Source organism: Hymenobacter sp. BT730, from assembly GCF_030542105.1.
GTDB lineage: Bacteria > Bacteroidota > Bacteroidia > Cytophagales > Hymenobacteraceae > Hymenobacter.
Window position 1 is genome coordinate 253,913 of record NZ_JAUOFB010000002.1, and the last position, 26,104, is coordinate 280,016.

The 26,104-nt window shown below is 55.5% G+C and carries 24 protein-coding genes; 16 read left to right on the plus strand and 8 right to left on the minus strand.

What is annotated here, in order from left to right:
• Positions 1-6: 6 nt before the first annotated feature.
• The 11 genes from murG (at position 7) to Q4G72_RS08070 (ending at position 12,190) form a co-directional block, all read left to right on the plus strand.
• Positions 7-1,143 (plus strand): undecaprenyldiphospho-muramoylpentapeptide beta-N-acetylglucosaminyltransferase, encoded by a 1,137-nt coding sequence (murG, locus tag Q4G72_RS08020; protein WP_303310898.1) that lies wholly within the window; start codon positions 7-9, stop codon positions 1,141-1,143.
• Positions 1,140-2,564: a UDP-N-acetylmuramate--L-alanine ligase gene (gene murC / locus Q4G72_RS08025; protein WP_303310899.1), complete on the plus strand. Its 1,425-nt coding sequence runs from the start codon at positions 1,140-1,142 to the stop codon at positions 2,562-2,564. The genes murG and murC overlap by 4 nt, the downstream gene beginning before the upstream one ends.
• A 34-nt stretch (positions 2,565-2,598) precedes the next feature.
• Entirely contained in the window at positions 2,599-3,312 is a 714-nt protein-coding gene (locus tag Q4G72_RS08030) for a cell division protein FtsQ/DivIB (protein WP_303310900.1), read from the plus strand.
• An 86-nt stretch (positions 3,313-3,398) separates the two neighbouring features.
• Positions 3,399-4,754, plus strand: coding sequence for a cell division protein FtsA (ftsA, locus tag Q4G72_RS08035; protein ID WP_303310901.1), 1,356 nt, complete (start codon positions 3,399-3,401; stop codon positions 4,752-4,754).
• Positions 4,755-4,863: 109 nt separating this feature from the next.
• The gene (gene ftsZ, locus Q4G72_RS08040; RefSeq protein WP_303310902.1) at positions 4,864-6,381 is read left to right on the plus strand and encodes a cell division protein FtsZ; all 1,518 of its coding nucleotides are present in this window, start codon (positions 4,864-4,866) and stop codon (positions 6,379-6,381) included.
• A gap of 180 nt (positions 6,382-6,561) precedes the next feature.
• Positions 6,562-7,038 (plus strand): hypothetical protein, encoded by a 477-nt coding sequence (locus tag Q4G72_RS08045; protein WP_303310903.1) that lies wholly within the window; start codon positions 6,562-6,564, stop codon positions 7,036-7,038.
• 75 nt (positions 7,039-7,113) lie between these two features.
• Complete coding sequence (locus Q4G72_RS08050) at positions 7,114-7,413, plus strand: hypothetical protein (RefSeq protein WP_303310904.1); 300 nt, start codon at positions 7,114-7,116, stop codon at positions 7,411-7,413.
• Positions 7,414-7,528: 115 nt separating this feature from the next.
• The gene (locus Q4G72_RS08055; protein ID WP_303310905.1) at positions 7,529-8,389 is read left to right on the plus strand and encodes a hypothetical protein; all 861 of its coding nucleotides are present in this window, start codon (positions 7,529-7,531) and stop codon (positions 8,387-8,389) included.
• Between the two features lie 14 nt (positions 8,390-8,403).
• Positions 8,404-9,078: a response regulator transcription factor gene (locus Q4G72_RS08060; RefSeq protein ID WP_303310906.1), complete on the plus strand. Its 675-nt coding sequence runs from the start codon at positions 8,404-8,406 to the stop codon at positions 9,076-9,078.
• A gap of 3 nt (positions 9,079-9,081) precedes the next feature.
• Positions 9,082-10,416, plus strand: coding sequence for a sensor histidine kinase (locus Q4G72_RS08065; RefSeq protein WP_303310907.1), 1,335 nt, complete (start codon positions 9,082-9,084; stop codon positions 10,414-10,416).
• Between the two features lie 499 nt (positions 10,417-10,915).
• The gene (locus Q4G72_RS08070; RefSeq protein WP_303310908.1) at positions 10,916-12,190 is read left to right on the plus strand and encodes a voltage-gated chloride channel family protein; all 1,275 of its coding nucleotides are present in this window, start codon (positions 10,916-10,918) and stop codon (positions 12,188-12,190) included.
• 232 nt (positions 12,191-12,422) lie between these two features.
• Here Q4G72_RS08070 and Q4G72_RS08075 read toward each other — a convergent pair whose 3' ends face one another.
• From Q4G72_RS08075 to Q4G72_RS08090, 4 genes are all read right to left on the minus strand, one after another.
• Positions 12,423-12,950: an NADPH-dependent FMN reductase gene (locus Q4G72_RS08075; protein WP_303310909.1), complete on the minus strand. Its 528-nt coding sequence runs from the start codon at positions 12,948-12,950 to the stop codon at positions 12,423-12,425.
• A gap of 92 nt (positions 12,951-13,042) precedes the next feature.
• Positions 13,043-13,798: a succinate dehydrogenase/fumarate reductase iron-sulfur subunit gene (locus tag Q4G72_RS08080; protein WP_303310910.1), complete on the minus strand. Its 756-nt coding sequence runs from the start codon at positions 13,796-13,798 to the stop codon at positions 13,043-13,045.
• Positions 13,799-13,926: 128 nt separating this feature from the next.
• Positions 13,927-15,861 carry a fumarate reductase/succinate dehydrogenase flavoprotein subunit gene (locus Q4G72_RS08085; protein ID WP_303310911.1) on the minus strand — a complete coding sequence of 645 codons (1,935 nt, stop codon included), beginning with the start codon at positions 15,859-15,861 and terminating at the stop codon, positions 13,927-13,929.
• Between the two features lie 20 nt (positions 15,862-15,881).
• The gene (locus tag Q4G72_RS08090; RefSeq protein ID WP_303310912.1) at positions 15,882-16,553 is read right to left on the minus strand and encodes a succinate dehydrogenase cytochrome b subunit; all 672 of its coding nucleotides are present in this window, start codon (positions 16,551-16,553) and stop codon (positions 15,882-15,884) included.
• Positions 16,554-16,780: 227 nt separating this feature from the next.
• On the opposite strand from Q4G72_RS08090, the gene Q4G72_RS08095 reads away from it, so the two are divergent.
• From Q4G72_RS08095 to fabD, 3 genes are all read left to right on the plus strand, one after another.
• Positions 16,781-19,666: a T9SS type B sorting domain-containing protein gene (locus tag Q4G72_RS08095; protein WP_303310913.1), complete on the plus strand. Its 2,886-nt coding sequence runs from the start codon at positions 16,781-16,783 to the stop codon at positions 19,664-19,666.
• A gap of 68 nt (positions 19,667-19,734) precedes the next feature.
• Positions 19,735-20,046, plus strand: coding sequence for a hypothetical protein (locus Q4G72_RS08100; RefSeq protein ID WP_303310914.1), 312 nt, complete (start codon positions 19,735-19,737; stop codon positions 20,044-20,046).
• Between the two features lie 122 nt (positions 20,047-20,168).
• Entirely contained in the window at positions 20,169-21,056 is an 888-nt protein-coding gene (fabD, locus tag Q4G72_RS08105) for an ACP S-malonyltransferase (protein WP_303310915.1), read from the plus strand.
• A 93-nt stretch (positions 21,057-21,149) separates the two neighbouring features.
• On the opposite strand, the gene Q4G72_RS08110 is transcribed toward fabD, so the two are convergent.
• The 3 genes from Q4G72_RS08110 to Q4G72_RS08120 all read right to left on the minus strand — a co-directional run bounded on the left by Q4G72_RS08110 (position 21,150) and on the right by Q4G72_RS08120 (position 23,074).
• Positions 21,150-21,443: a DUF6958 family protein gene (locus tag Q4G72_RS08110; RefSeq protein ID WP_303310916.1), complete on the minus strand. Its 294-nt coding sequence runs from the start codon at positions 21,441-21,443 to the stop codon at positions 21,150-21,152.
• Positions 21,444-21,665: 222 nt separating this feature from the next.
• The gene (gene folK / locus Q4G72_RS08115) at positions 21,666-22,157 is read right to left on the minus strand and encodes a 2-amino-4-hydroxy-6-hydroxymethyldihydropteridine diphosphokinase (protein WP_303310917.1); all 492 of its coding nucleotides are present in this window, start codon (positions 22,155-22,157) and stop codon (positions 21,666-21,668) included.
• 29 nt (positions 22,158-22,186) lie between these two features.
• Entirely contained in the window at positions 22,187-23,074 is an 888-nt protein-coding gene (locus tag Q4G72_RS08120; RefSeq protein WP_303310918.1) for an alpha/beta hydrolase family protein, read from the minus strand.
• Between the two features lie 123 nt (positions 23,075-23,197).
• Between Q4G72_RS08120 and Q4G72_RS08125 the strand changes: the two genes are divergently transcribed.
• Positions 23,198-24,178 (plus strand): polyprenyl synthetase family protein, encoded by a 981-nt coding sequence (locus tag Q4G72_RS08125; RefSeq protein ID WP_303310919.1) that lies wholly within the window; start codon positions 23,198-23,200, stop codon positions 24,176-24,178.
• Between the two features lie 160 nt (positions 24,179-24,338).
• On the opposite strand, the gene Q4G72_RS08130 is transcribed toward Q4G72_RS08125, so the two are convergent.
• Complete coding sequence (locus Q4G72_RS08130; protein WP_303310920.1) at positions 24,339-24,650, minus strand: hypothetical protein; 312 nt, start codon at positions 24,648-24,650, stop codon at positions 24,339-24,341.
• Between the two features lie 253 nt (positions 24,651-24,903).
• On the opposite strand from Q4G72_RS08130, the gene galK reads away from it, so the two are divergent.
• The gene (gene galK / locus Q4G72_RS08135; protein ID WP_303310921.1) at positions 24,904-26,079 is read left to right on the plus strand and encodes a galactokinase; all 1,176 of its coding nucleotides are present in this window, start codon (positions 24,904-24,906) and stop codon (positions 26,077-26,079) included.
• Positions 26,080-26,104: the final 25 nt, after the last annotated feature.

Genomic DNA, 26,104 nt, shown 5'->3' on the forward strand with positions numbered 1-26,104 from the left:
TATTAAATGCCGCATTCCAAGCACCATAGCGCTAACTCAACTTCCGGGCCTCTCCGCCTTATTATCAGCGGGGGCGGTACGGGTGGCCATATTTTCCCGGCCGTGGCCATTGCCAACGAAGTGCGCCGTCGCCAACCCGATGCGGAAATTCTGTTTGTGGGTGCTAATGGCCGTATGGAAATGACGCGCGTGCCCGAGGCTGGCTACAAGATTGTGGGCCTGGATGTAACGGGTTTGCAGCGCCGCCTGACGCCCAAAAACCTGATGTTCCCGGTGCGCGTGTTTCGCTCGGTGCGGAAGGCCGGCAAGCTGCTGGAGGAGTATCGGCCCGATGCCGTGGTAGGAGTGGGGGGATATGCCTCGGCGCCTGTGCTGCTGGCGGCTACTTCCCGCGGTATTCCTACGCTCATTCAGGAACAAAACTCCTACGCCGGCCTGGTAAACAAGCTGCTGGCCCGCCGCGTGAATAAAATCTGCGTGGCGTATGAAGGCATGGACTCTTTCTTTCCGGCTGATAAGCTGGTAATTACCGGTAACCCCGTGCGCACGGAAATTGCCAGCGGTAATCGGGAAGAAGCCCTGAAGTTCTTTGGCCTGGATCCGGCCCGGCCCGTGCTGCTGGTTATTGGCGGTAGCTTGGGAGCCCGCACCCTCAACCACGCCACAGCTGCCTCCCTACCCCGCCTGCGCGAAGCCGGTGTGCAGCTGCTCTGGCAAACCGGCAAAACCTATGCTCACGAGGCAGAGCACCAGACGGCTCCTTTTGCCGACAGTAATCTGAAAGCGCTGGAGTTTATTCAGCGCATGGACCTGGCCTACGCCGCGGCCGATGTAGTGATTAGTCGCGCCGGGGCGCTGTCCGTGTCAGAGCTCTGCCTCACAGGCAAGCCGAGCATTCTGGTGCCCTCGCCCAACGTGGCCGAAGATCATCAAACCAAAAACGCCATGGCCCTGGTGCGGCGCGATGCCGCCGTACTGGTTTCGGATGCCGAAGCACCTAGCCGTTTATATAATGAAGCGCTGGCGTTGTTGCAGGATAAAGCCCGGCAGCAGCAGCTCCGTACCAATGTGCGCCAATTGGCACACCCCGAGGCAACCGGGACCATTGTGGATGAACTTTTAGCCCTTGTGTCTCGCCCATGAATCCGGTAGCTGCATTTCCCTACGTCTATTTTTTGGGTATTGGGGGCATTGGTATGTCGGCGCTGGCGCGCTGGTTTAAAGCCAACGGCCACCAGGTGTCCGGCTATGATAAAACGCCCACGCCCCTCACCGAGGCGCTGACGTCGGAAGGAATTCTCATTCATTATGAGGATGCCGTCAGCAGCATGCCGGCCTTGGTGCGCGAAAACCGCGCCCAGACGCTGGTGGTGCTTACGCCCGCTATTCCCAAAGACCACCAGGAATGGGCCTGGCTCCGGGAGCAGGGCTATGATATCCGGAAGCGCAGCCAGGTGCTGGGTTTGCTTACCGCTGGCCGGCCCACTATTGCGGTGGCCGGCACGCACGGTAAAACTACCACCAGCAGCATGGTGGCGCATCTGTTGCACCACGCGGGCGTAGACTGCGCGGCATTTCTGGGTGGTATCTCCGTAAACCTGGGCTCTAACCTGTTACTGCCGCGCGCTACCGATAGCAGCGCCCCGGTAGTGGTAGAAGCCGATGAGTATGACCGGTCTTTCCTGACGCTGCATCCTACGGTGGCCATTGTAACGAGTACCGATGCCGACCACCTCGATATTTATGGGGACAAGGACGCGCTGGTAGAATCTTTTCGCCAGTTCGTGAGCCAGATTCAGGCCGGGGGCACGCTCATCATTAACCATACCGCTGACCCCAGTGTAGCGGCCGCAGCTCCCGCTGGCGTGAGCGTTATCCGCTACGGCCTCACTCCTGAGCAGGGTCCGGAGCTATGGGCCACCAATATCACCGCGCAAGGCCATCAGTTTCATTTTGATCTGCACGGGCCCGCGGGTGCAGTAACGGATCTGCAGTTGGCGGTTCCCGGCTTCCACAACGTGGAAAATATGCTGGCTGCCACCTGCGTGGCCCAGCTGGAAGGCGTGCAGCCCCAAGCCCTGCGGGAAGCCGTGGCGGCCTACCGTGGCGTAAAGCGCCGCTTTGAATTTGTAGTGACCACGCCCAAGCACGGCTACGTGGACGACTATGCTCACCACCCCCGGGAAATTGAGGCGTTCCTGCGTTCCATGCGCGCCCTGTACCCCGGCAAAACGCTGCGCGTCATCTTCCAGCCCCATCTGTTCACCCGCACCCGCGACTTTGTGGATGGCTTTGCCGAAAGCCTCAGCCTGGCCGATGAAGTGGTGCTGCTGGATATTTATCCGGCTCGTGAACTGCCCATTCCCGGCGTTACGTCGGAAATGATTTTGTCCAAGATTACTGCTCCCCGTAAGTCGTTGCAAACCAAGGAACAGGTGCTGGCCGCCGCCGAAATAGACAATGATTTTGATGTACTGGCCACCGTTGGAGCCGGCGACATCGACCAATTGGTGCCTCGCTTAAAGAATATTTTAAATATTCGATGGAATGGAGTTGAAGCGTAAAGTAAATAACTTATTTTTCGCTACGGGTTGCCTTGTGCTGTTCACAGCGCTGGCCGTGTTTGCCGGTGTGCGGCAAGCACAACGCCCTGTTAGCAATGTCATAGTTACCATTGGTAATGAGTTTAATAACTATTTTATCAGCGAGCAGGAAGTGACAGCACTACTGACGCGCAACGGCAACCAGCGCCTGGAAGGCGCCCGACCCGAGGACCTTAACCTCAAGGGGCTAGAAGCGCGTCTCAAAGCCCATAGCTTCGTGAAAGATGCCCAGGTGTACCGCGACCTGGCTGGAAATTTGCACGCCGATGTGCGCCAGAACCGTCCTATTGCCCGTTTAGTGCACCCCGACACCCGCCAGGATAGCTACATTGATGATACCGGAAGCCGTTTGCCGCTTTCCGGCTTGTTCACGGCGCGCGTTGTTCCCATAGCTCGTCAGGGAGGACAGCCTCTGCAAGCTGCATTTTTTCAGGATTCCACTGGTCGAAGATATTTGGACTTCCTCCGGTTTATTGATGAGCATCCATTCTGGCGCGCTCAGGTAGCGGAGGTATTTATTGGCCCTAATGGCAAACTATCGTTTACCCAACAAGTAGGCGACCAGCGTGTAGAATTTGGCTTACCGGAGAATATTTCAGAAAAATTTGCGAAACTAATGGTATTTTACCGTCAGATACCCCCTGTATTGGGCTGGGATACGTACCACCGCGTCAACGTTGAATTCAAAGATCAAATTATTTGTGAGTAAGCAAAAGCTTGCGCATACGCCCATAAAAGGCGTTTTTTGCAGAATATCCCCACCTTCTCTCCTTCAACATCACTCGCCCCAGTCCCATGCAACACGATAAGATTGTAGTCGGCCTCGACATTGGTACCACCAAAATCTGCGCTCTGGTAGGGCGTAGAAACGAGTTTGGCAAGCTGGAAATCCTAGGCATGGGCAAAGCCGTGTCGGAAGGCGTAGTGCGTGGCATTGTGTCGAACATCGACAAAACCGTGGACGCCATTAAAAAGGCCATCCGCCAGGCAGAGGAGCAATCCGGCATCAACATCGGCGTGGTAAACGTGGGTATTGCCGGGCAGCACATCAAGAGCCTGCAGCACAACGGCAGCATCACGCGGGCAACCGCCGACAGCGAAATTACCGTGGAGGACGTGAACCGTCTGACCAACGATATGTACCGGCTGGTAACCCCGCCCGGCTCTGAGATTATTCACGTAATGCCCCAGGATTACAAGGTGGATTACGAGGAAAATATCATGGATCCGGTGGGGATGTCGGGTGTACGCTTGGAGGGTAATTTCCACATCATCACTGCCCAGAGCACGGCCATCAACAACATTAACAAATGTGTGACGAAGGCCGGCCTTGAAATTGACCACCTCATTCTGGAGCCGCTGGCTTCCAGCATGTCGGTGCTGTCAGAGGAAGAGAAGGAAGCCGGGGTGGCCCTGATTGACATTGGCGGCGGCACTACCGACCTGGCTATTTTCAAGGACGGCATCATCCGCCACGCGGCGGTGCTGCCTTTCGGTGGCAACATCGTGACTTCTGACATCAAGCAGGGCTGCCTGGTGATGCAGAACCAGGCGGAGCAGCTGAAGGTGAAATTCGGCAAAGCCATTGCCGAGGAAGCCTCCGAAAATGAGATTGTAAGCATCCCGGGCCTGCGTGACCGGGCTCCCAAGGAAATTTCCCTCAAGAACCTGGCCTACATCATTGAGGCACGCATGGAGGAAATCATTGAGCTGGTGTATGCTGAAATCCAGCGCACAGGCCACGCCGACAAGCTGGCCGCCGGTATTGTACTGACGGGCGGTGGCTCGCAGCTGCAAAACCTGGTGCAGCTCACGGAGTATGTAACCGGTCTGGATACGCGCATTGGCTACCCCAATGAGCACCTCGGCAAGAGCAAGATTGAGGCGGTTAAGTCGCCGATGTACGCTACTACCGTGGGTCTGGTGCTTTCGGGCTACCGTTCCCTGGACGAGCGGCAGAACCGCAGCACGGCCGATGAAGAGCAGTACCGTCCGGTACAGGAGCAGCGGCCGGCTGTTTCGGCAGCGGCTACGCAAAACCAGCAGCCTGCCGCCCCTAAGAAGCCTTCGGGAGCGGGTCGGTTCTTCCAGGACATCATCAGCCGGACCAAAGGCCTGCTGATTGATGACTTTGACGACAAACAGTACTAGAAGGCTAATTCTGAATTATGGATTATGAATTCTGAATTGGCAGGTCAGCAAAAAGCCGATCCGCCAATCAATTCATAATTCAGCATTCATAATTCATAATTAAAAAGTCATGGATTTTAAATTCGATATTCCTTCTCAATCCAAGTCCATCATTAAGGTGATTGGCGTGGGTGGCGGCGGTTCTAACGCCGTGAACCACATGTTCAGCCAGGGCATTAAGGACGTGGAATTCGTTATCTGCAATACCGATAAGCAGGCGCTGCACAGTTCTTCTGTGCCCAACAAGCTGCAGATCGGGGTGGATTTAACGGAAGGCCTCGGTGCCGGTGCAAACCCCGAGCGGGGCAAGCAAGCGGCCATTGAAAGCCGGGAGCAGATCCGCGAGCTGCTGAGCAATGGCACCAAAATGGTGTTCATTACGGCGGGTATGGGCGGCGGTACCGGTACCGGTGCGGCCCCTGTTATTGCCAAAGTAGCTAAAGAACTAGGTATTCTGACCGTAGGCATTGTAACCGCTCCTTTCCTTTTCGAAGGCAAGAAGAAGCGTCAGCAAGCCGAGCATGGTATCCGGGAGCTGAGCGACAACTGCGATACCGTACTGGTGATTCTTAACGATAAGCTGCGCGAGATTTTTGGGAACCTGCCCATCCGCGCCGCCTTCGCCAAAGCCGATAACGTACTGAGCACGGCCGCCAAATCCATTGCTGAAATCATTACTGTAACGAGCGAAGTCAACGTGGACTTTGAAGACGTGAAAACGGTGATGAAGGACAGCGGTGCCGCCGTAATGGGCTCTAGCATCACGGAAGGTGAAAACCGCGCCCGTCGCTCTGCCGAGGAAGCCCTGGCTTCGCCGCTGCTCAACAATACCGACATTCACGGCGCGCAGAAAATCCTGCTCTCCATTATGTCTGGTGACCAGGCTGAGCTGGAAATGGATGAACTCACGGAAATCACGGAGTACATTCAGGATAAAGCTGGTCAGGATGCCGAGGTTATTTTCGGTCACGGCATCGACTCTACGCTGGGTCAGAGCATCCGCGTAACGGTTATTGCTACTGGTTTCGCCCGCGACACGCACAACATTAACACGCAGTTCAGCGCGCACCGTAGCCAGCCCACCGAACTGACGCCCGACCCGCAGATTAACATCTTCGATAAGGACCGTCAGGAAGCTCCGGTTACTTCGCCCGTGGTACCAACGTTTGGAACGCCCGTAGCTGCCGCACCTGTGGTAGAAACGGTACCCGTAACGCCAGAGCCACCTAAGGTGACGTTTGATCTGGAAACCTCGCCGGCTGCTTATGTGCCGCCAGTAGCAGCGCCTTCCACGCCCATGCCTGAGCCCGTAGTGTATCAGCAGCCGGAGCCGGTAGCTGCTTCGCCGGTTCGTGCTCCGCAACAGGATGCCCGCATTGACGAGCGTCGCCGCCGCTTGCAGGAGCTGAGCAATGGCCTGAGCAATGAGGTGATTAAAGACCAGCTGGAGACACCTGCTTATCTGCGCCGTCAGGTAAAGCTGGAAAACGTGGTGCCTTCCAGTGAGCGGAACATCTCGCGCTTCAACCTTTCCGACGATAACGAGCTGCTAGGCGACAACCGCTTCCTGCACGATAACGTGGACTAAGCGTAGTTGCTAGCATTTTTATTCAAGAGAGCCACCTGCTGATGCAGGTGGCTCTCTTTCGTTTGTACTAAGTAAACAGCCGTTGATAAGTCCGAAATGGCGGGGCTACTGGTTATCATCTTATTTTCATGTTAGGGAAGTAAGTTTGAATCATATCATCATCCTAACTCTCCAACCACCATGAAAAAAGTACTGCTCACTGCCGTTGCTGCCTTTTATTCCGTAGCCCTTTTCGCCCAGCAGGCGCCCGCTACTGCAACGCAGGACGATGACGCCCCTAAAACCCGTACCGAGACTCCTAAGCCTAAGAAGGAGAAAAAAGCCAAGAAGGCCCACAAGCCCGAGCACGAAGGCAAAGACTCGGACGAGGGCGACAAAGTGAAAGCCGACAACCATGGCCAGGCGGTGCAGACCGTAGCCCAGGGTACCGAGCTGACCGGCGCCGATAAAGGGGCGGCAGTAAGCGCCGTGGCCAGCGCTAAGCGTCAGAACGAGGAGCAGGCCGCTAAAAATGCGGATCGTCGCGCTACTCGTACGGCCCGTAAAGCCGAGCATAAAGTAGAAGGCGCTAAACACCGTTCCGCCCGTGCTCCAAAACACGAGGGCCGTACCCGCCCGGAAACTGGTCATGCGGCCGGTGCACACAAGCAGAAGTAAGAATTCCCGGGTCTGCCAGCCGGAACTCGCTGGTAGCTACCTTTGTCAGCATAAACCTGCGTTCCACTTTCTGCTATGAAACTCTATCTGTTGTTTGTTCTGCTGCTAGGTAGCGCTACTATTGGGCTTGCTCAAACGGTACCCGCTGCCGGAGCAGCCCGGCAGGAGCAAGGCACTACTTCGGCGGCCCCCAAAACGGCCGACGAACTGCCTATAAAAACGGTAGCTCCGGCAGCCCGGCAGCGGAAGCCGGAGCGTATAGATGGGGCCGTGCGCTCAGCGCGGGGGCGCAGTGCCCGGGCGCCGCGCATCAGCCGGCCGGGCCGGCCGACCGGCGCTGGCCGCCAGGTTGGGCCGCGTGGTAGAAATCATTAATTCATATTGCTGTTCCGTAAACCGGGTCTGATGTGGGTGCTGTTGGGGGCGCTTTTATCGGGCCCGGTTTTCAGTAATCAGCCTTTTTAGGTACCTCTTTGCTTTCTTTCTCTTTATGGCTGCATTATTAAGTAGGCGAATAGCGGGTACGCTGGGAGGCGTATGCCTGCTCCTGCTGGCTTGCCTACAAACCGTAGCCGCCGCTACTGCCCCCGATACGACGGCTGTTGCCAAACAGCGCAGTTTCACGGTGGGCGTGGGGGCATACACCAATTCCACCTTTTTCGGCCGTTCCCAGACTGAAAAATTTCCGTACTGGACCACCGAGCTGACCTACAAAGCACCTTCCGGCGCGTGGGTATCAGCCCTGAATTACGACTTGTTCTCTACCACCACGCTGCGGGATGAAACCGACCTATCCGTCGGTTGGGATAAGGATTTTACCCAGCGCTTGGATGGCTCTTTGAGCTATTCGCACTTCTTCTTTTCGCCAAACAGCCCGTTGCTGAAATCAGCGGTATCCAACTCCCTGGATGGCTATGTGGGGCTGGATTGGGGCTTTCTGTACACCCGGCTGAATGCAGATTATGTATTTGGTGAGGCCCAGGATTTCTTTCTGGTGCTGGATAACTCGCGGTATTTTGAGATTGATAACGTCTTGATGACCAAGGGTATTTTGTCCTTTGAGCCGCGGGTCAGTGTCATGGCCGGCACGCAGTCCTTTGTCACAACCAGCATCGAGCAGCAGCTAAACCGCAAAGGGAAAGGCCGCCCCGGTGGCACTGGTACCACCAGTAACTCTACCAGTACCCGGTTTTCGCTGTTGAATTATGAGCTGCGTGTGCCCGTAACGTACTCTTTGGGCAAAGTTTCCGTAGAAGCAGCCTGGCGCTACCTGCGCCCCGTGCATACGCTGGCCGATGATACCTCCAGGCCCTTGTCCATTTTCTCCGGGGGAGTATACGTGACGTTTTAAGCTGCTTCCTCCTCATGAATGTGTTGATAGTAGAGGATGAGCGGAGCCTGGCCAAAGAGTTAGCCTTTTTCCTGTATCAGCAGAATTTTCAGTGCGAAGTGGCTCGCACTGGCCACGAGGCATCTGAGCTGCTGGCCGTGAACACCTACGACTTTGTGCTATTGGACCTGGGTCTGCCCGATTGTGACGGCCTCGATCTGCTGACCGAAGCCAAAGCCCAGGAAATTACGGCCGCCATCATTGTCCTTACCGCCCGCGGCGAGGTAGCTGACCGGATCCGGGGGCTGGATTTGGGTGCCGATGATTATCTGGCCAAGCCGTTTTCCTTGCCCGAACTGCTGTCCCGTATGCACGCCATTACGCGCCGCCGCTTTGGCGTAGCCAAGCCTTTGATTCAGTTCGGAGAGTTTGCACTGGATTTGCAGAATCGCCAGCTGCTGCACCAGGGCCAGGAAGTAACGCTGTCGGTAAAGGAATTTGATCTGTTGAGCTACCTGGTGCTGCACAAAAACCGCGTACTTACCCGCCTGCAGCTCACGGAGCATATCTGGGGCAATCTGCCCGAGGATGGCTACGAGTCTAACTATATTGATGCACACATCAAAAATCTGCGCAAGAAGCTGACGCGCTACTCCGAGCTGCCCTGGCTGGAAACCGTACGGGGGCTGGGCTACCGCTTCAGTTTGTAGCCTATGAAGCTGCGCTCCAAATTTTCCCTGTTCAATGCCCTGTCCCGGGTGCTGATTATTCTGTTGCTGGTGGGCGTGCTGCCCCCGGTGTTGAGCCGTCTGGCTTTGCTTACCACCGATGAGCGGCTGGCTCAGAAAAAGGAGAAAGTGCTCAAAATCATTCAGCGCAACGGTATTTCCGCGTTTTTGGATGAGAGCAGCCCCGAAACATACGGCAGCTACAACCTGCTGAAAGAAGAGTTTATCTCGCTGGAGCAGATTCAGCCCGGCCCGCGCATCAACACCATCGAGAATTCGCGGCGGGCGGTGGAAGATGAAATTGTGGACTACCGGGTGCTGAGCTATTCCTTTCCACTGAACGGCAAGAATTACCTGCTGGAAATAGGCCGTAGCGTGGGCAGCATAGGTGAAACGGAGGCTAACTTTCGCCGCTATGCGTTATACCTGCTGGTGGTAGTAGGTCTGCTCACCACGCTGGCCGACCTGGCTTTCTTCCGCTATCTGCTGGAGCCGCTGGGTACCATTATTCATCGGCGGCTGAAGAACGTGCACAACCCGGCTTCCTTCAACCTGGAGCCCGTGCCCACCAGCACCGACGACTTCCGTTACCTTGATGAAAGCATTCGGGAGATGATGGTAACCATCCGGGAGTCTTTCGTGAAGGAGCGCCGCTTTATTGCCGATGCTTCCCACGAACTACTTACGCCGCTGGCCGTGCTGCAGTATCGCTTCGATAATATGCTGGCTGATGAAAGCCTGTCGGATGAAAACCTGCTGAAAATTGTGGAGTCGCAGCGCACCGTGCACCGGCTGCGGTCCATTATCAAGTCCTTGCTGCTGATTTCTAAAATTGAAAACGAGCAGTTTGAGCGCGAAGATACCGTATCGGTGGCCGGTTTGGTAGCGGAGGTAAGTGAGGAAATTCAGGACCGTCTGGCCCTGCACGAACTGCGCCTGCATCAGCAGCTATCTGGCAACTTTACCCTAACCGGCGTAAATCGGGGCCTGCTGTTTACTATGCTCTTTAATCTGGTAAACAATGCCGTGAAGTATAACCGGCCGCAGGGTGAGATATTCCTAGTGGGTAGGCCGGCAGGGGGGGGCTATACGCTGGAAATCCGGGATACCGGCCTGGGCATTGTCAAAGACTTCCTGCCCCAACTGTTTGCGCGCTTTCACAAAGCCAACTCGGCCGATGTGGAAAGTTACGGCCTGGGTCTTTCCCTGGTTAAAACCATTGCTGATCTGCACCGAATTCAAATCGAAGTAAATTCCATTGAAGGCTTGGGTAGCTCCTTCACCTTACGATTTCCGCCGCCCGCCGCGCCCTTTCGGTAAAGGACATAAACAGAGAAAAGCCGCCTGGAGATATCCAGGCGGCTTTTTTTATGAATGTGGAACAAATTAACGGAGCGAAGCGGCGGGTCTTGCCGCTGTAGAATCGGAGAGGGCCATCATGTACCGTGGGGCGGCCGATTCCCGATCCATGCTGAGCGGCCTAACAACCGAACGGGTACAAGACCCAAGCAGGGGCGCCAGCAACAGGAGTGAGTAAAATATGCGTTTCATAGTAGGGCCTGATACGGGTACCAGATAGGCAGGTTGTCCACCGATATAAATTCAGCTTTTTGGCTAACTATATATTGGTTAGTTAATTAAATGCCCTGACCTGGAGGTACAGTCACTCTTTGGTTTTTCTGTTTTGCACGATATATCGAGCCTATACATGTCGGGGCCATGCAAAGTATTAGGCCCGGCGCTACCTGTACTCTCAGGAAAGCTTCTGTACTTTCGGGGCGTAAAACTGCCTGGGCTTCCTTGGAGTGGTCTGATATATATGAAAAATCCGATTGCCACTTTTAGCAACCAAAATCGGGCGCAACTCCTGTTTTTAGCTCGATGGCTAGCCATCTGTGGGATAGTGGGCACCCTGGCCGGAACCGCCTCGGCGGGTTTCCTGCTGGCACTGGACTGGGTTACCAATTGGCGGGAAGCGCACCCTTGGGTTATCTGGCTGCTTCCGGTAGCAGGCTTGCTGGTGGGGCTGCTGTACCATTATTGGGGTCGGGACGTAGAGGCAGGCAACAACCTTATTTTGGACGAAATTCACGCTCCGCAAGCTACTATTCCGCTGCGCATGGCCCCGTTGGTTTTGCTGGGTACATTGCTCACGCACCTATTTGGCGGCTCGGCCGGGCGCGAGGGAACGGCCGTACAAATAGGCGCTTCTTTAGCCGACCAAGTTACCCAAGTGTTTCGCCTACGCCCCCGCGACCGTACCCTCTTGCTCATTGCCGGGATTAGCGCAGGCTTTGCTTCGGTTTTTGGTACGCCCCTGGCCGGGGCAGTGTTTGGCCTGGAGGTTTTTCTAATAGGCCGCCTGCGTTATGATGCCATTTTACCCAGCTTCCTGGCCGCCATCTGCGCCGATTATGTGACGCGGGCCTGGGGTGTTGGGCATACCTTATATCCCCAATTGGTAGCGCCTGCTGTTTCTATTCCTGGCTTACTAAGCGCTGCTGGGGCGGGTATTGCTTTTGGACTTGCTGGACGTCTGTTTGTCGGGTCTCTTCACACAGTTACTCGTTTGTACCAGCGACTGATTCACTGGCCGCCTTTGCGGCCGGTTGTTGGTGGTGTAGCAATTGCCTTACTGGTAGGGGCGCTTGGCACTACGCGCTACATCGGCCTGGGTATTCCGGTCATTGTGCAGGCTTTTACCGAGCCTCTTCCTGCTTATGACTTTGCGCTGAAAATCCTATTAACGGCCCTTACGCTGGGGGCAGGCTTTAAAGGAGGGGAGGTAACCCCTTTATTCTTTATAGGTGCTACGCTGGGCAATGCCTTGACGTTACTGCTGCCGTTGCCACTGCCCTTGCTGACCGGAATGGGCTTTGTAGCCGTATTTGCCGGGGCTGCCAATACCCCGCTAGCCTGCATGCTGATGGCCATGGAGCTGTTTGGTAGCAGTTGCGGCCTATATGCCGGGCTGGCCTGCGTGGTCAGTTACCTGTTTTCCGGTCACTACGGTATTTATGGCGCACAAATGGTGGGGCAGAGCAAACATGGGCTCTGGAGGCGCCAGCAAGGCCGCCGCCTACGAGAGTTGTAAGAGGCAAGCCGTTGCTAGTCGATTGCGACAACGGTAATCCGCCGGCCTTTAGCTAACACAAATGCTTTGTTCACCCCAGCCTATTCCCACACAGTCTGGGGTTGCCTTGTGGTCGTGCACATAGTCCATATTGCAAGCACCAGGCTAGGCCAAAAAGCACCTCTAATTTCTTTTCATCCAGTTATAAAGCCCACGCATATATGCTATGTGCGTAGGGGAGGGCAGAGTGAAGCTACCAGGCCACCAACTGCTGGGCCTGTTCCCGCAACAGCTGCATAAACAAAGTATGGTGTAGCTCGCCGGTTTCCGTCAGGTGGGCATCTATGCCCGGCAGGCGTACCCGGGCGGGTAACACGGCGGTACCCAAGTACATCAGAATATCAGTGAGGTGATTCAGCGCCAGAATACCGCCCTGCGTGCCGGCTGAGAGACCTACCAAGGCCGCTTTTTTGCCACGAATACCGCCGGGATAGGGCAGGCCATCAATAAAAGCCTTCAGAACACCTGGAAACGAGCAGTTATACTCTGGCACCACAAACACCAGCTTATCGGCGGCTTCTGCTTGCTGTGCCAGCTGATTGAAATGCAGATGCTGCCCGGCGTTTTCATATAGCGCCGTCAGCACAAAGTCGGCGGGCAAGTCTACCAGGTCCAAAATCTGCCAATCCGCTCCTAGCTCGGTTAGCATGCCGGCATACAGATTAGCCACGCGCCGGGCGCGGGAGTTAGGACGATTGGTGCCGGAAACAATGGTAATCATGCGGAGTAGTAAAACTTAAGAAGGCGCCGAAAGGCAACAAAAAAGCGAACCGGCTACCCGATTCGCTTTTCCGATAACTCAACCGCTAACCCTTAGGCAAGGTTATTCGAGGTAGCCTTAGCCGCCAGGAATTCACGATTCAGGATGGCAATGTTTTCCAGGGAAATGCCTACTGGACACTCCGCGGCGCAGGAGCCGATGTTGGTGCAGGCTCCGAAGCCTTCCTTGTCCATCTGAGCTACCATGTTTTCCACGCGGGTTTTGCGCTCTACCTGGCCCTGGGGCAGGAGGGCCAGCTGGCTCACTTTAGCCGATACGAACAGCATAGCCGAAGCATTTTTGCACGAGGCCACGCAGGCGCCGCAGCCAATGCAGGTAGCGGCTTCAAACGCCCGGTCGGCAATGTCCTTCGGAATCGGAATTTCGTTGCCGTCGGGGGTGCCGCCAGTGTTGATGCTCACGTAGCCGCCCGCCTGAATGATGCGGTCAAAGGCCGAGCGGTCTACGCTCAGGTCTTTGTTTACGGGGAAAGAGTTGGCGCGCCAGGGTTCAATGGTGATGGTGTCGCCATCGGAGAACTTACGCATGTGCAGCTGGCACGTGGTGGTGCCTTTCTCCGGACCGTGGGCACGACCATTGATGTACAAGTCGCAGGAGCCACAGATGCCTTCGCGGCAGTCGTGGTCGAAGGCTACCGGGTCTTCCCCCTTGCGGAGCAGGTCTTCGTTGAGTACATCCAGCATTTCCAGGAACGACATATCCGGGGAAATGTCTTTTACCTGGTAGTCAACGATGCCGCCTTCAGCATTGCGGTTTTTCTGCCGCCACACTTTCAGCGTGAGATTCATCGGTTTGGCGTTAGGGTTACTTCCGGCCATTTTATGTTGAGAGTATGGAGTAGTGGGTATAGGGCAGTGAGAAAGAAAGGCTGTATGGAGGGAAGTTTTGCTTCCTACTCCATACCAGCTACTCACTACTACTTATAGCTGCGCTGGGTGAGCTTCACGTTTTCGAACTTCAGCTCTTCCTTATTCAGGACTTCCGGCTGATTGTCACCCACATACTGCCAGGCAGCTACATAGGCGTAGTTTTCATCGTCACGTTTGGCCTCGCCTTCTTCGGTGGCATATTCCTCACGGAAGTGGCCGCCGCAGCTTTCATTACGGTCCAGGGCGTCGTCTACCATCAGCTCGCCCAGCTCCAGGAAGTCGGCTACGCGGCCGGCTTTCTCCAGGGCCTGGTTCATTTCGGTTTCGGTGCCTACTAGTTTCAGGTCGCTCCAGAACTCGCGGCGCAGCTTCTGAATCTCCGCTTTGGCGTGCTTCAGTCCTTCAGCGTTGCGGGCCATGCCGCAGTACTCCCACATTACGTGGCCCAGGGCCTTGTGGAAATCATCCGGGGTGCGCGTGCCGTTGATGCTGAGTAGCTTGGCGATACGCTCGCGCACGGCTACTTCTGCCTCAGCAAACGCCGGGTGCTCCGTGGTAACGGGCTTGGGCGGCGTCTGAGCCAGGGCATCACCAATGGTGTAGGGAATCACGAAGTAGCCATCGGCCAGACCCTGCATCAGGGCCGAAGCACCGAGGCGGTTGGCACCGTGGTCGGAGAAGTTGCACTCGCCGGTAGCGTACAGGCCGGGAATGGTGGTTTGCAGGTTGTAATCTACCCACAGACCGCCCATGGTATAGTGCACGGCCGGGTAAATGCGCATGGGCTGCTCGTAGGGGTTCTCGCCGGTAATCTTGGCGTACATATCGAACAGGTTGCCATACTTCTGGGCTACTGAATCGGCACCGGTGCGCTTGATGATTTCAGCGAAATCGAGATACACGGCCAGGCCCGAGGAGCCTACACCACGACCTTCGTCGCACATCTGCTTGGCGTTGCGTGAGGCTACGTCGCGCGGTACCAGGTTACCGAAAGCGGGGTATTTGCGCTCCAAGAAGTAGTCACGCTCCTCTTCGGGGATGTCCTGCACCCGAATCTGGCCGGCGCGCAGACGCTGGGCCATTTCTACAGTTTTAGGCACCCATACGCGGCCATCATTCCGCAACGACTCCGACATCAGCGTCAGTTTGGACTGGTAGTCGCCGGATACGGGAATGCAGGTAGGGTGAATCTGGGTGAAGCAGGGATTGGCGAAGAACGCGCCCTTCTTATGCGCCCGCCACGCAGCGGTGGCATTGCAGTACTTGGCGTTGGTGCTCAGGTAGAATACGTTGCCATAGCCACCCGTTGCCAGTACCACGGCGTGGGCTGCGTGCTTTTCAATCTCGCCCGTAATCAGGTTGCGGGTGATGATACCGGCGGCTTTGCCGTCTACCATCACCAGATCCAGCATTTCCGAGCGGGTGTACATCTTCACCTTGCCATAGGCAATCTGGCGGGAGAGGGCCGAGTAGGCACCCAGCAGCAGTTGCTGTCCGGTCTGGCCGCGGGCGTAGAACGTGCGGCTTACCTGCGCACCCCCGAAGGAGCGGTTGGCCAGCAGTCCGCCGTACTCCCGGGCGAAGGGCACGCCCTGGGCCACGCACTGGTCAATGATGTTGACCGATACCTGCGCCAGACGGTACACGTTGGCCTCGCGGGCGCGGTAGTCACCACCTTTCACGGTGTCGTAGAACAGACGGTACACGGAGTCACCGTCGTTCTGGTAGTTTTTGGCAGCATTGATACCACCCTGGGCAGCAATGGAGTGCGCGCGGCGGGGGGAATCGTGGTACGTAAAGGCCTTAACGTTGTAGCCCAGCTCAGCCAGGGAAGCGGCCGCCGAAGCGCCGGCCAGGCCAGTACCTACTACAATGACATCGTACTTCCGCTTGTTAGCGGGGTTCACGAGCTTAACGTTAAACTTATGCTTGTCCCACTTCTCGGCCAAGGGGCCTTCGGGGATTTTGGAATCCAGATTCATCGGGTGGACGAGGTTAGGATTTATTTAAAAAAGTAGAAGTAAATCGGCATGGCGGCAAAGCCGGCACATACAATCACCGAAAAGGCGTAACCGATTACTTTAATGATAGGCGTGTATTTGCGGTGGTTGAGGCCCAGCGTCTGGAAAGCACTCTGGAAACCGTGCATCAGGTGGTAGCACAGGGCTACCAGTGCAGCCACGTACAAAATCACGTAAAACGGGTTGCTGAAGGCTTTTACCACCAGCAGGTAGGCGTCTTCATTGCCGGCGGCATCCACCGGGTTATCCGTGAAGCGCAGGGAGCCCAGGAAGTTGTAAAGGTGTACAATCAGAAAGAACAGCACCAGGGTGCCCAGCAGCGCCATGCTGCGCGAGTACCATTTGCTGTTCTGCTCAATGTGGTCGGAAACGTATTTGCTGCCACGGGCAGCGCGGTTTTTGGCGGCCAGCACCAGACCTTGGTAAATGTGAAAGCCAAAGCCCAGCACCAGCACCAGTTCCATCGTCCGGATGACGGTGTTATGGCTCATGAACTCGGAATAGGCATTGAATGCCGCACCGTTATCGTCTTTAAACAGCTGGAGGTTGCCCACTAGGTGTACTACCAGAAAAGAGCACAAAAACAGGCCCGTAATGGACATGATGATCTTGCGACCAATGCTGCTGGAAAACGTTTTACTAATCCAACTCATAGAAGCTACTGAAGGGTTTGGGTAGGTCGGTTGTGTTGGTCAAAGGTAGGAGCCAACCCGGTACGAAACAATTCACCGCCAACGTTTGCATCTATACCCGTTCGTTCCCGTAACACGCCCGGGGCGAAGTGCAAGGATAACTTGTCTTCCCACAATTTTGTTAGGTTTCGGACGTAATAATCCTGATCTTCTTACTTGGAGTACAACTACCCGCTAGGGCAATTGATATGACGCTACTACTACCCACCGGTTGGAGGACCTCCCGACTCCTGTTTTTTATACTGCTCCTACTAGCGGCACTCCTGAGCTTCAAGGCCCAAGCCACGCACATCCGGGCCGGTGATATTCAAGCCAAGTCCGACACTACCGCCAACCGGGACCCGCGCCGGGTATTCTTTAAGATGGTGCTGTATACGGACCCAACCTCTGGTGCCGACACAGACGATACCGAAACGATTTTTTTTGGTGATGGTACCAATAGTGGGATTAATGCCATTGTAAGGTCCAGCCGCACCTTCCTCGGTAATAATATTTACCGAAATGTCTACTACTTCGAGCATACCTATAATGCTCCCAAAAGCTACGTAGTAAGCTTTGTGGGAGAGCTGCGCCAGGGAGGAATTGCCAACATGAGCAATTCCAAAGACCTGTCTTTTTACATCAGCACCCGCATCACCATTGACCCCGTGCTGGGCGTAAACCGCTCCCCGGTGCTGAACGCACCGCCTATTGACCTGGCCACTACCAACCAGGTATTTCTGCACAACCCGGCCGCTTCTGATGAGGATAATGACAGCCTCGCGTATCGACTGGCGCCCAGTCAGTATGTGGTAGGAGACGTGGCGGGTGGCCAGAGTACCGGCAATTTGCCCCGGCCGGTAGTAGTCCCCAACTATGCCTACCCCAACGAGCAAAGTGTATCGCCGAATGGTAAGCAGGTGGCCTATCCCGCTGGTAACCCACCGCCCACTATTGGCGCTCCAGCTACGTTTACTATTGATGCGCTAACCGGGCAATTGGTGTGGAACTCGCCCAGCGTGGCTGGCTTATATAACGTAGCTATTATTGTGGAAGAGTGGCGGCGTGATGCTGGCGGCCGGCGCCTGATTGGAGAAGTGATTCGCGACATGCAAATCATTGTAAACCCCACCAATAACCAGCGGCCCGTGCTGCAAATTCCGCGTGATATCTGCGTGGTGGCAGGCGACTCCGTGCGGGGCAGCATCCGGGCCACCGACCCCGATGGCAACGATATTGACCTGACGGCTTTTGGCGGGGTGTTTTCTCGCTTACCAGTAAGTACTCCAGCTGAGAAAAGGAATTTCCGGGCTCTATTTGAGCAAACCCGCAGGGCATCGCCGGCTACCGGCCGCTTCCGCTGGCTTACCACCTGTGCCGATGTAGCCCGCCTACCGTATCAGGTGCTGTTCCGGGCGGTAGACGTACCCACTGATGGCGAAACTCCGCTGATTGACGAACAAGTATGGCGCATCACGGTAGTAGGGCCGCCGCCCCAGAACCTGAAGGCTAGTGGTCAGGGAGCTGCTATCAACCTGACGTGGGACAAATACGGGTGCCAGAACGCAACCCAGATTCTGATTTTCCGGCGCGAAGGCCCGGCTAACTTCCAGCCTGATACCTGTAATCCCGGTATCCCGGCTTCTGCTGGCTACGTTCAGGTAGGGTCAGTGTCCGATGATCTTACCACTTTCCTTGATAACAACAATGGCCGGGGGTTAGAGCGAGGCAAAACCTATTGCTACCGCATCTATGCTGAATATCCCTTGCCGGCCGGTGGCAAAAGCCTGGTTTCGAAAGAAGTATGTGTGGAATTGGTCGGGCGGCCCATTCTCCTTACCAACGTTACTGTAGAACGCACCAGCAAGACCAGCGGCTCCATAAAGGTTATCTGGACCAAGCCTAACATTACGAAGGTTGGCTTTGCGCCACCGGTGGGCTACAATCTGTACCGGGCAGAAGGTATTAACCCCGCGTCTACCACGTTCACGCGGGTGCAGAGCTTTACCAACATCAACGACACGGTGTACGTGGATAATGGCCTGAATACAACAGATAAGGCCTTCACCTACCGCATCGAGTTTACCCATAAGAGCGGCACCACGGCCCAGGATAGTATTGTGCACGAGCGCCCGGCACCGGCATCCTCCGTGCGCCTGGAAACGGCCGCCACGCCTGCCCGCGACGGTATTGTACTAAACTGGAACTACAGTGTGCCGTGGGATAATACCGTGCGACCCACGCGCATTTATCGCCGCGAGCCTTGCGCTACCGGCTATACGCTCCTCACCACCGTGCCCGGCGTTAGTGCCACCGGTACTTATACAGACAATAGCACCGGAGCCTTTAAAGCAGGGCAGCTGTACTGTTACTATGTGGAAACCGATGGAGAATATAAGTCGCCGCTAATTGGCCCGCTGCTGAACAAAAGCCAGGAAAGCTGTATTCTGACGCCGCCGGTTCTCACGCTACAACCTATTAACTGCGACAGCCTGGCCGCATTGCCTTTCTTCCCCAACGGCAGCAAGCCCTACGCCAACCGCCTCTCCTGGACGATAGATGCTACCAGTGGCTGCAACGCCGGCATTTCCTATTACCGAATTTACTTTAGCCCTACGCAAAGCTCCAATCCAGCCGACTTCCGGCTAATCGACTCCACAGAAACGACCAGCTACGTCCACGCTAATCTGGAAACATCGGCTGGCTGTTATTATGTGGTGGCTGTAGCCCGCGAGCTGAGTCTGGTGAGTGCGCCCAGCAACATTGCCTGCCACGATGCTTGTCTGTTCTTCCTGCTGCCCAACATCTTCACACCCAACGGCGACGGTAAGAACGACACCTTCCGGCCGAAGCTGGCTAGTCCCATCCGCCGCACCAAGTTCACGGCGTTTAACCGCTGGGGTGTGAAAGTGTACGAGAGCGACCAGAACCCGCTGATTGAGTGGAACGGCACCAACAAAACCGTGACGGAGGGCAATAACAGCCCTAGCTCGCGCGTGGTAGATGGCTTGTATTTCTACCAGGCCGAGGTAGAGTTTGCCGACTTCGCCAATACCAAGAAGACCTATAAAGGCTGGGTACAGATTACCCGGTAAATGTAAAATGTGTATATGAAAAAGGAGCGGAGGCCTATCATCCGCTCCTTTTCTTTTTCTTTGAATCTATGATAAAGCCCTTAATTCTTGCGTGTGGTTTGCTAGGCGGCCTGGCTGGCTGTCAGCAGCAAACAAATTCCTCGGCTACAACTGCCCCAACCTCCTACAGCGAGGCCGACGCGCTGAGCGCCGTTCGGAAATATGTGCAGGAGCAGCCCAATGCGGGCCTTTTCGTTGTGGATTCAGCCAGCGTGATAGACGCCGGTACACAATGGCAAGTACTGGTGCCGCGTACCGATTGGGCGAACCGCATGCCTAACCGCGCAGCTTTTGAAGTAGATAAAGCCAGTGGCCAAGTGAGCACCCGGCCAGTAAAATAAGCCAGCCCAAGCTCAATTTTGCCTGATATGGCCATTTTGTGCAGCTTGCAGCTCCAATATTGGCTGCCGGAGCAGGCTGCTTTTAATATTTCTGTTTACAACCCGCACAAATTCCTTTTCTAGTGAAAGCAGTCATTTTTCCCGGTCAGGGCAGCCAGTTCAGCGGCATGGGCCGCGAGCTATACGAGCAGCACGCCGAAGCCAAGCGCCTGATGGATCAGGCCAACGAAATCCTGGGCTTCTCGCTCACCGACATCATGTTCTCGGGCACCGAAGAAGATCTGCGCCGCACCGACGTAACGCAGCCCGCCATCTTCCTGCATTCCGTGGCCCTGGCAGCCGTTATACCCGGTTTGAAGCCCGACATGGTAGCTGGCCATTCCTTAGGCGAATTTTCGGCGCTGGTAGCCGCCAAAGTGCTCAAGTTTGAAGATGCTCTGCGTCTGGTAGCCCAGCGTGCCCAGGCCATGCAGGCCGCCTGCCTCGAGCAGCCCGGCACCATGGCCGCCATCCTTGGTCTCGATGATGACACTACTGCCCGCATTTGTCAGGAAATTTCTGAAGGCGGTAACGTAGTAGTAGCCGCCAACTACAACTGCCCCGGCCAGCTGGTGGTATCCGGCTCGCAACGTGGCATTGAGCTGGCCTGTGAGCAGCTGAAAGCGGCCGGCGCCAAGCGTGCCCTGCCGCTGCCCGTAGGGGGCGCATTCCACTCACCGCTGATGCAGTCGGCGGAAGCGGCGCTGGCTCAGGCTATTGCTAAAACCACCTTCTCGGCGGGTATTTGCCCCATTTATCAGAACGTAGACGCCGCCCCTCATACCGACCCCGACGAAATCCGCGAGAACTTAGTGCGCCAGCTGACAGCTCCCGTCCGCTGGACGCAGAGCGTGCAGAGTATGGTGCAGGACGGGGCTACGGAGTTTGTGGAGTGCGGCCCCGGTAAGGTATTACAGGGCTTGGTAAAGAAAATTGCGCCGGAAGTAGCTGTTAGCTCGGCTGCGGTATAGCAGTTTAATATTCAGTTAAAAGATACTGCCCACTGAAATTCAGTGGGCAGTTTTTATTTTTAAGTTGCCAACCAACTATTATCCTTCTTGAATTTATAGCTTTTTTAAGATTGAATATTTTATAGGCGATACACTTCTGTCTTTATATAATTCTTTTTTCGATTCTAAATCGAGTGATACCCAAAATAAATTCCATTCAAGTTTGCCTTCAATTTTAACGTCTCTTTTTCTTAAATCATTTTCTACATCAGATAAGATTTCCTGAAATGGTACCGCTTGCTTATTAGCCAAACAAGTTAATAAGGTGCTTTTCAAAGCGTCATATTTTAGCCTGTTCATTGAAATGGCCTTTTTACCTTCAGGATGCGCAAGTTGAATTTTTTCCATTGTTACTAATTTATTCAAATGACCTTTATCCTGTATCCTGGAATGTATTAGCTAAACCCAGGGAGGTAGCGTCTCTATTAGCTTTGTTCCGTCCAGGGCAAACAGGTAACAGCTAATATATGAGTTGCCGAAGGTAATCAACTTCGACAATTTGCCCTTAGCCCTTAATAGAGCTGTAATAATCGAAGCAACGATGGGCATATTTATGCAAGCCAGGTTGTTTCAGGAGGGCTCAATATACTTCTCTACGTCCAGCTCATCCGCGCAAACCGCTAGCAGCTTTGCTACCGCGCTGCCTAACTCCGGATGTACTACGTCTGCCGCAATTTCTACCAGCGGCACCAGCGCAAAGCGGCGTTCAGGCAGGCGCGGATGGGGAATAGTAAGCTCCGGCGTTTGTAACACTAAATCAGCATATAGCAGAATATCCACGTCCAGGGTACGAGCGTCCCAGCGGATGCGCCGGGTACGGCCGGCTCGTTGTTCCGTTTGCAGGCAAGCCGCTAAGAGCTGTTCTGGGGAAAGTGCGGTATCAAGCTGCACTACTTGGTTGAGGTAAGCAGGTTGGTCGGAGAGGCCCCACGGCGCGGTTTCGTAGAGGCTGGAGGTAGCGGTTACCGGGCCGGCGCTAGTGTGTAACTGCTGCACGGCTGCGCGGAGAATAGCGGCCCGGTTGCCGAGGTTGGAGCCGAGTAGGAGGTAGGCGGTAGGCAAAGAGAATGGGGATGAATGGTAATGCATGCTTACAGCACCCGACGCAGAAACTTCACCGTGGCTTCGGCGGCCTGCTGAGTTTCCGTGGGCAAATCTTCAGACTGCCAAGGGTGGGCGCCGCCCAGGTTGTGCTGTACGTCGGGCAGAATGAGCAGCTCGGCGTCCTGTTTCAGGGATTTTAGCTCGTGGGCGCGTGCTACAGGTACCGTTTCATCCTGGTCGCCGTGCACGATGAGCATGGGGCGGCCCCGCAGCTTGCGGCGCACGTTATGCGGGATATCCAGGCGGAGGCGGTTCTTGTGAAAGTCCTCTACAATCTGGTAGTAGAGCGGCATTTGCTGTCCGGTGCGGCTATTTTCCACATGCAGTACACCCTTTTGCTCCCACATTTGCATTATGGGCTCCGGCCAGCCGGGGTTTACGTTGCTGATGGCAGCCCAGCCTACTACCGCCTTCACACGTGGGTCTTCGGCGGTTTTCAGCAGTACCAGGCCGCCGCCCCGGCTGTGGCCCACCAGCGCCAGGCGGGAAAGGTCGGTTTCGGTGGCCGGAATCGGCGTTTGGGCGGGGTCAAAGAGATAATCCAGCAGGGCGCCAATATCGTCCAGCTCCAGGGAGAAGTTGTTGCGGCCAAAGGCATCCATGTCTTCCAGGTCGCCGGTTCCCCCCACCACAATGCCGTTGTGGGAAAGGTCCAGCTTCACGAATACAAAGCCTTGCTGGGCAAAGTAATCGGCCAGCACATTGAAGTGGCCCCAGTCTTTAAAGCCTTTAAAACCATGGACAAACACCACTACGGGCTTGGGCTTGCCCGTTGGCACGTAGCGGGCATCGGCAGCAAAGGAGCGGGTGTGGTGCGGGGCCGTCAGGATAAAATCCAGACGCACTGGCCGGGTGGAGATGGAGGCAGCAGTCATAGTCTCTAAAATAGCAGACAGCGGGCGAAGAGTACGAAAGTACACTGCGAAAACCAGCTCCGGCCAGCTAAGGTTAGGAAACGCCCGGCTGGGGGCGTATCATTGCTGCGCCAAAATACCCGCATGACTATAACGCTGGACCAGATACAGGCCCCTATTGCGGCCGAAATGGCGGAATTCGAAAAGAAATTCCGGGCGTCCATGCAAACCCGTCAGTTGCTCCTGGATAAAATCATGGGGTACATTGTGAAGCGCAAGGGCAAGCAGATCCGGCCCATGTTTGTGTTCTTCACGGCTAAAATCAGCGGTGGCGACCCTTTGCCTGATGCTGCCTTCCGGGGGGCTGCCCTCATTGAGCTGCTGCATACGGCCACGCTGGTGCACGATGACGTGGTGGATGAGAGCAACTACCGCCGGGGCTTTTTCTCGGTGAATGCCCTCTGGAAAAATAAAATAGCCGTGCTGGTCGGCGACTATCTCCTTTCGCGCGGCCTGCTGCTGGCCCTCCAAAACGACGATTACGAGCTGCTCAAAATTGTGAGCAATGCCGTGCGTGAGCTGAGCGAAGGCGAGCTGCTGCAGATTGAAAAAGCCCGCCGCCTCGATATTACCGAGGACGTGTACTTCGAGATTATCCGTCAGAAAACGGCCTCGCTTATTGCCTCTTGCTGTGCCGTGGGCGCGGCTTCGGCCGGGGCCGATAAGGAAACTATTGAACGCGCCCGGCTTTTCGGTGAAAAAGTAGGTATTGCCTTTCAGATTAAAGACGACCTGTTCGACTACGGCACCGCCGAAATCGGCAAGCCCGTGGGCATCGATATCAAGGAGAAAAAGATGACGTTGCCGCTCATCTACTCCCTGCAGCAGGCCGACTGGCTGACCAAGCGGCGCGTGATTTACAACGTGAAAAACAACGACGGCCGCAAAGACCGGGTGCAGCAGGTGATTGAATTTGTGCGCCAGACCGGCGGGCTGGAATACGCCATTAAAACCATGCAGCGCTACCGCGACGAGGCGCTGACCATCCTGCGCACCTTCCCTGAGTCACCTTCCCGCACCTCGCTGGAGCAGTTGATTAACTACACCATTGAGCGGGAGATTTAAACCACCAGTAGGGGCCTGAATTTCCTGGAAAGGTCAGTTGTTGTGGCCGGTTTCCCTTAAACAAAAAGCCCCGCGGTCTGCGGGGCTTTTTGTTTAACTATAACAGCGTTCCGGGGTGGTGCTTAGCGACAAGCAGTCGTAACCCCGGCTTGCCTGTAGGCTAAATTTCTGGCTCAGCTACCTGGTAGGAAACACTGCCGGCATCCACGTCGGATACATCAAAGCTTACGCCATCAAAGTTGCTTTTCACCGTAATTTGGTGGGTCATATTGCAGCCCGGGCATTTCACTTCTTCTTTCTCGAATTGCCCGTCGTCCTCCAAAGAATTGGCTAGCAGGTCGGGGGCGGGAATGCCAATCAGGTCGGTGAATACTTCGGTGTGGCACTTGTTGCACGCGAATTTCAATCCGACGGTGCGGCCCTGCAGCTCGTCAAGCGGAGCGGGGGTGTTTTGTTTCTGCTGAATCCACATAGGGAACCGGGAGTTTGGTTGTAGAGAAGAATAGGTGAGCCACGGGGGCTTCTAAGCTCTACGCGAAGAGGGTAGGCTGGGGTTGTGCCAGCTGCCGCAAACTAGGCATTAGGCGGCTATGGGCCAGCCCAGGTTTTCAGTAAGATTCTGAATCCGGCCCAGACCTGGAAACTGCCACGACGTATCAATTTGGGCGTCCGGAAATAGTATATGCTGGCCGTTTTTATTCTATTGCAATTCATTTAGCTTCCTCATGCAGATATATACCACCACTCCTGAAAGTGTTGCTGCCGATTTTCGCCAGCGTTTTAGCGGAGAGCCGCTGCTGGTGCGGGCTCCCGGCCGGGTAAACCTTATTGGTGAGCATACGGACTATAACGACGGTTTTGTCCTCCCTGCCGCTGTAGATCATGCCATTTACTTTGCCGTGCGCCTGAACGGCAGCCGCATGCTAAACCTGGTTTCCCATGATCTGCAGGAAACGCTGAGTGTTTCCCTGGATGCGGTGCACCCTACGGACCATGCCTGGGCCAACTACCTGTTGGGCGTGGTAGCGCAGCTGCAAAAGCGCAACCTGCCGCTGGAAGGATTTGACTGCGTGTTTGGCGGTACTATTCCCATTGGTGCCGGTATGTCGTCTTCGGCGGCTGTGGAATGCGGCATAGCCTTCGCCTTAAACCACTTGCTGAACTTAGGCATTGAGCGCATGGAGCTGGCGCACATGGCCCAGAAAGCAGAGCATGAGTACGCCAAAGTAATGTGTGGCCTTATGGACCAGTTTGCCAGCCTTTTCGGTCATGCCAACCACGTGGTGCGCCTCGATTGCCGCTCCTTGGAATACGCCTACTTCCCCTTCGATACTACCACTAACCGCATTGTGCTGTGCAACTCCGGCGTGAAACATTCGCTGGCCAGCTCAGAGTATAACCTGCGCCGCCAGGAGTGCGAGCAGGGTGTGAAGGTTCTGCATAGTCACTACCCCAACATTACCAGCCTGCGCGATGCAACTATGGGGCAGGTAGAAGCGCACCGCGCCGAGCTGGGTGATGTAGTATACCGTCGCTGTGCCTACGTGGTGCAGGAAAACGAGCGGGTAGTACGGGCCTGTCAGCACCTGGAAGCCGGGGATATGCAAGCGTTTGGCCAGGAGATGTACGGTTCCCACGCTGGCCTGCGCGACCAGTACGAAGTGAGCTGCCGCGAGCTGGATGTATTGGTGGAAGCGGCCCAGAAGCACCCCGGCGTGTTTGGCGCCCGCATGATGGGTGGTGGCTTTGGTGGCTGCACCATCAACCTGGTGCAGGCTGAGCAGGTAGCGTCTTTTATTGACCACATGACGGCCGCTTACCAGCAGGAGCTTGGTCTGCAGTTGGAAACCTATCAGGCCACTATTGTAGATGGCGTCAACCTGACGACGCAGCAAGCCTAATTTCTGGTCGTTTTTTATCGTCTTT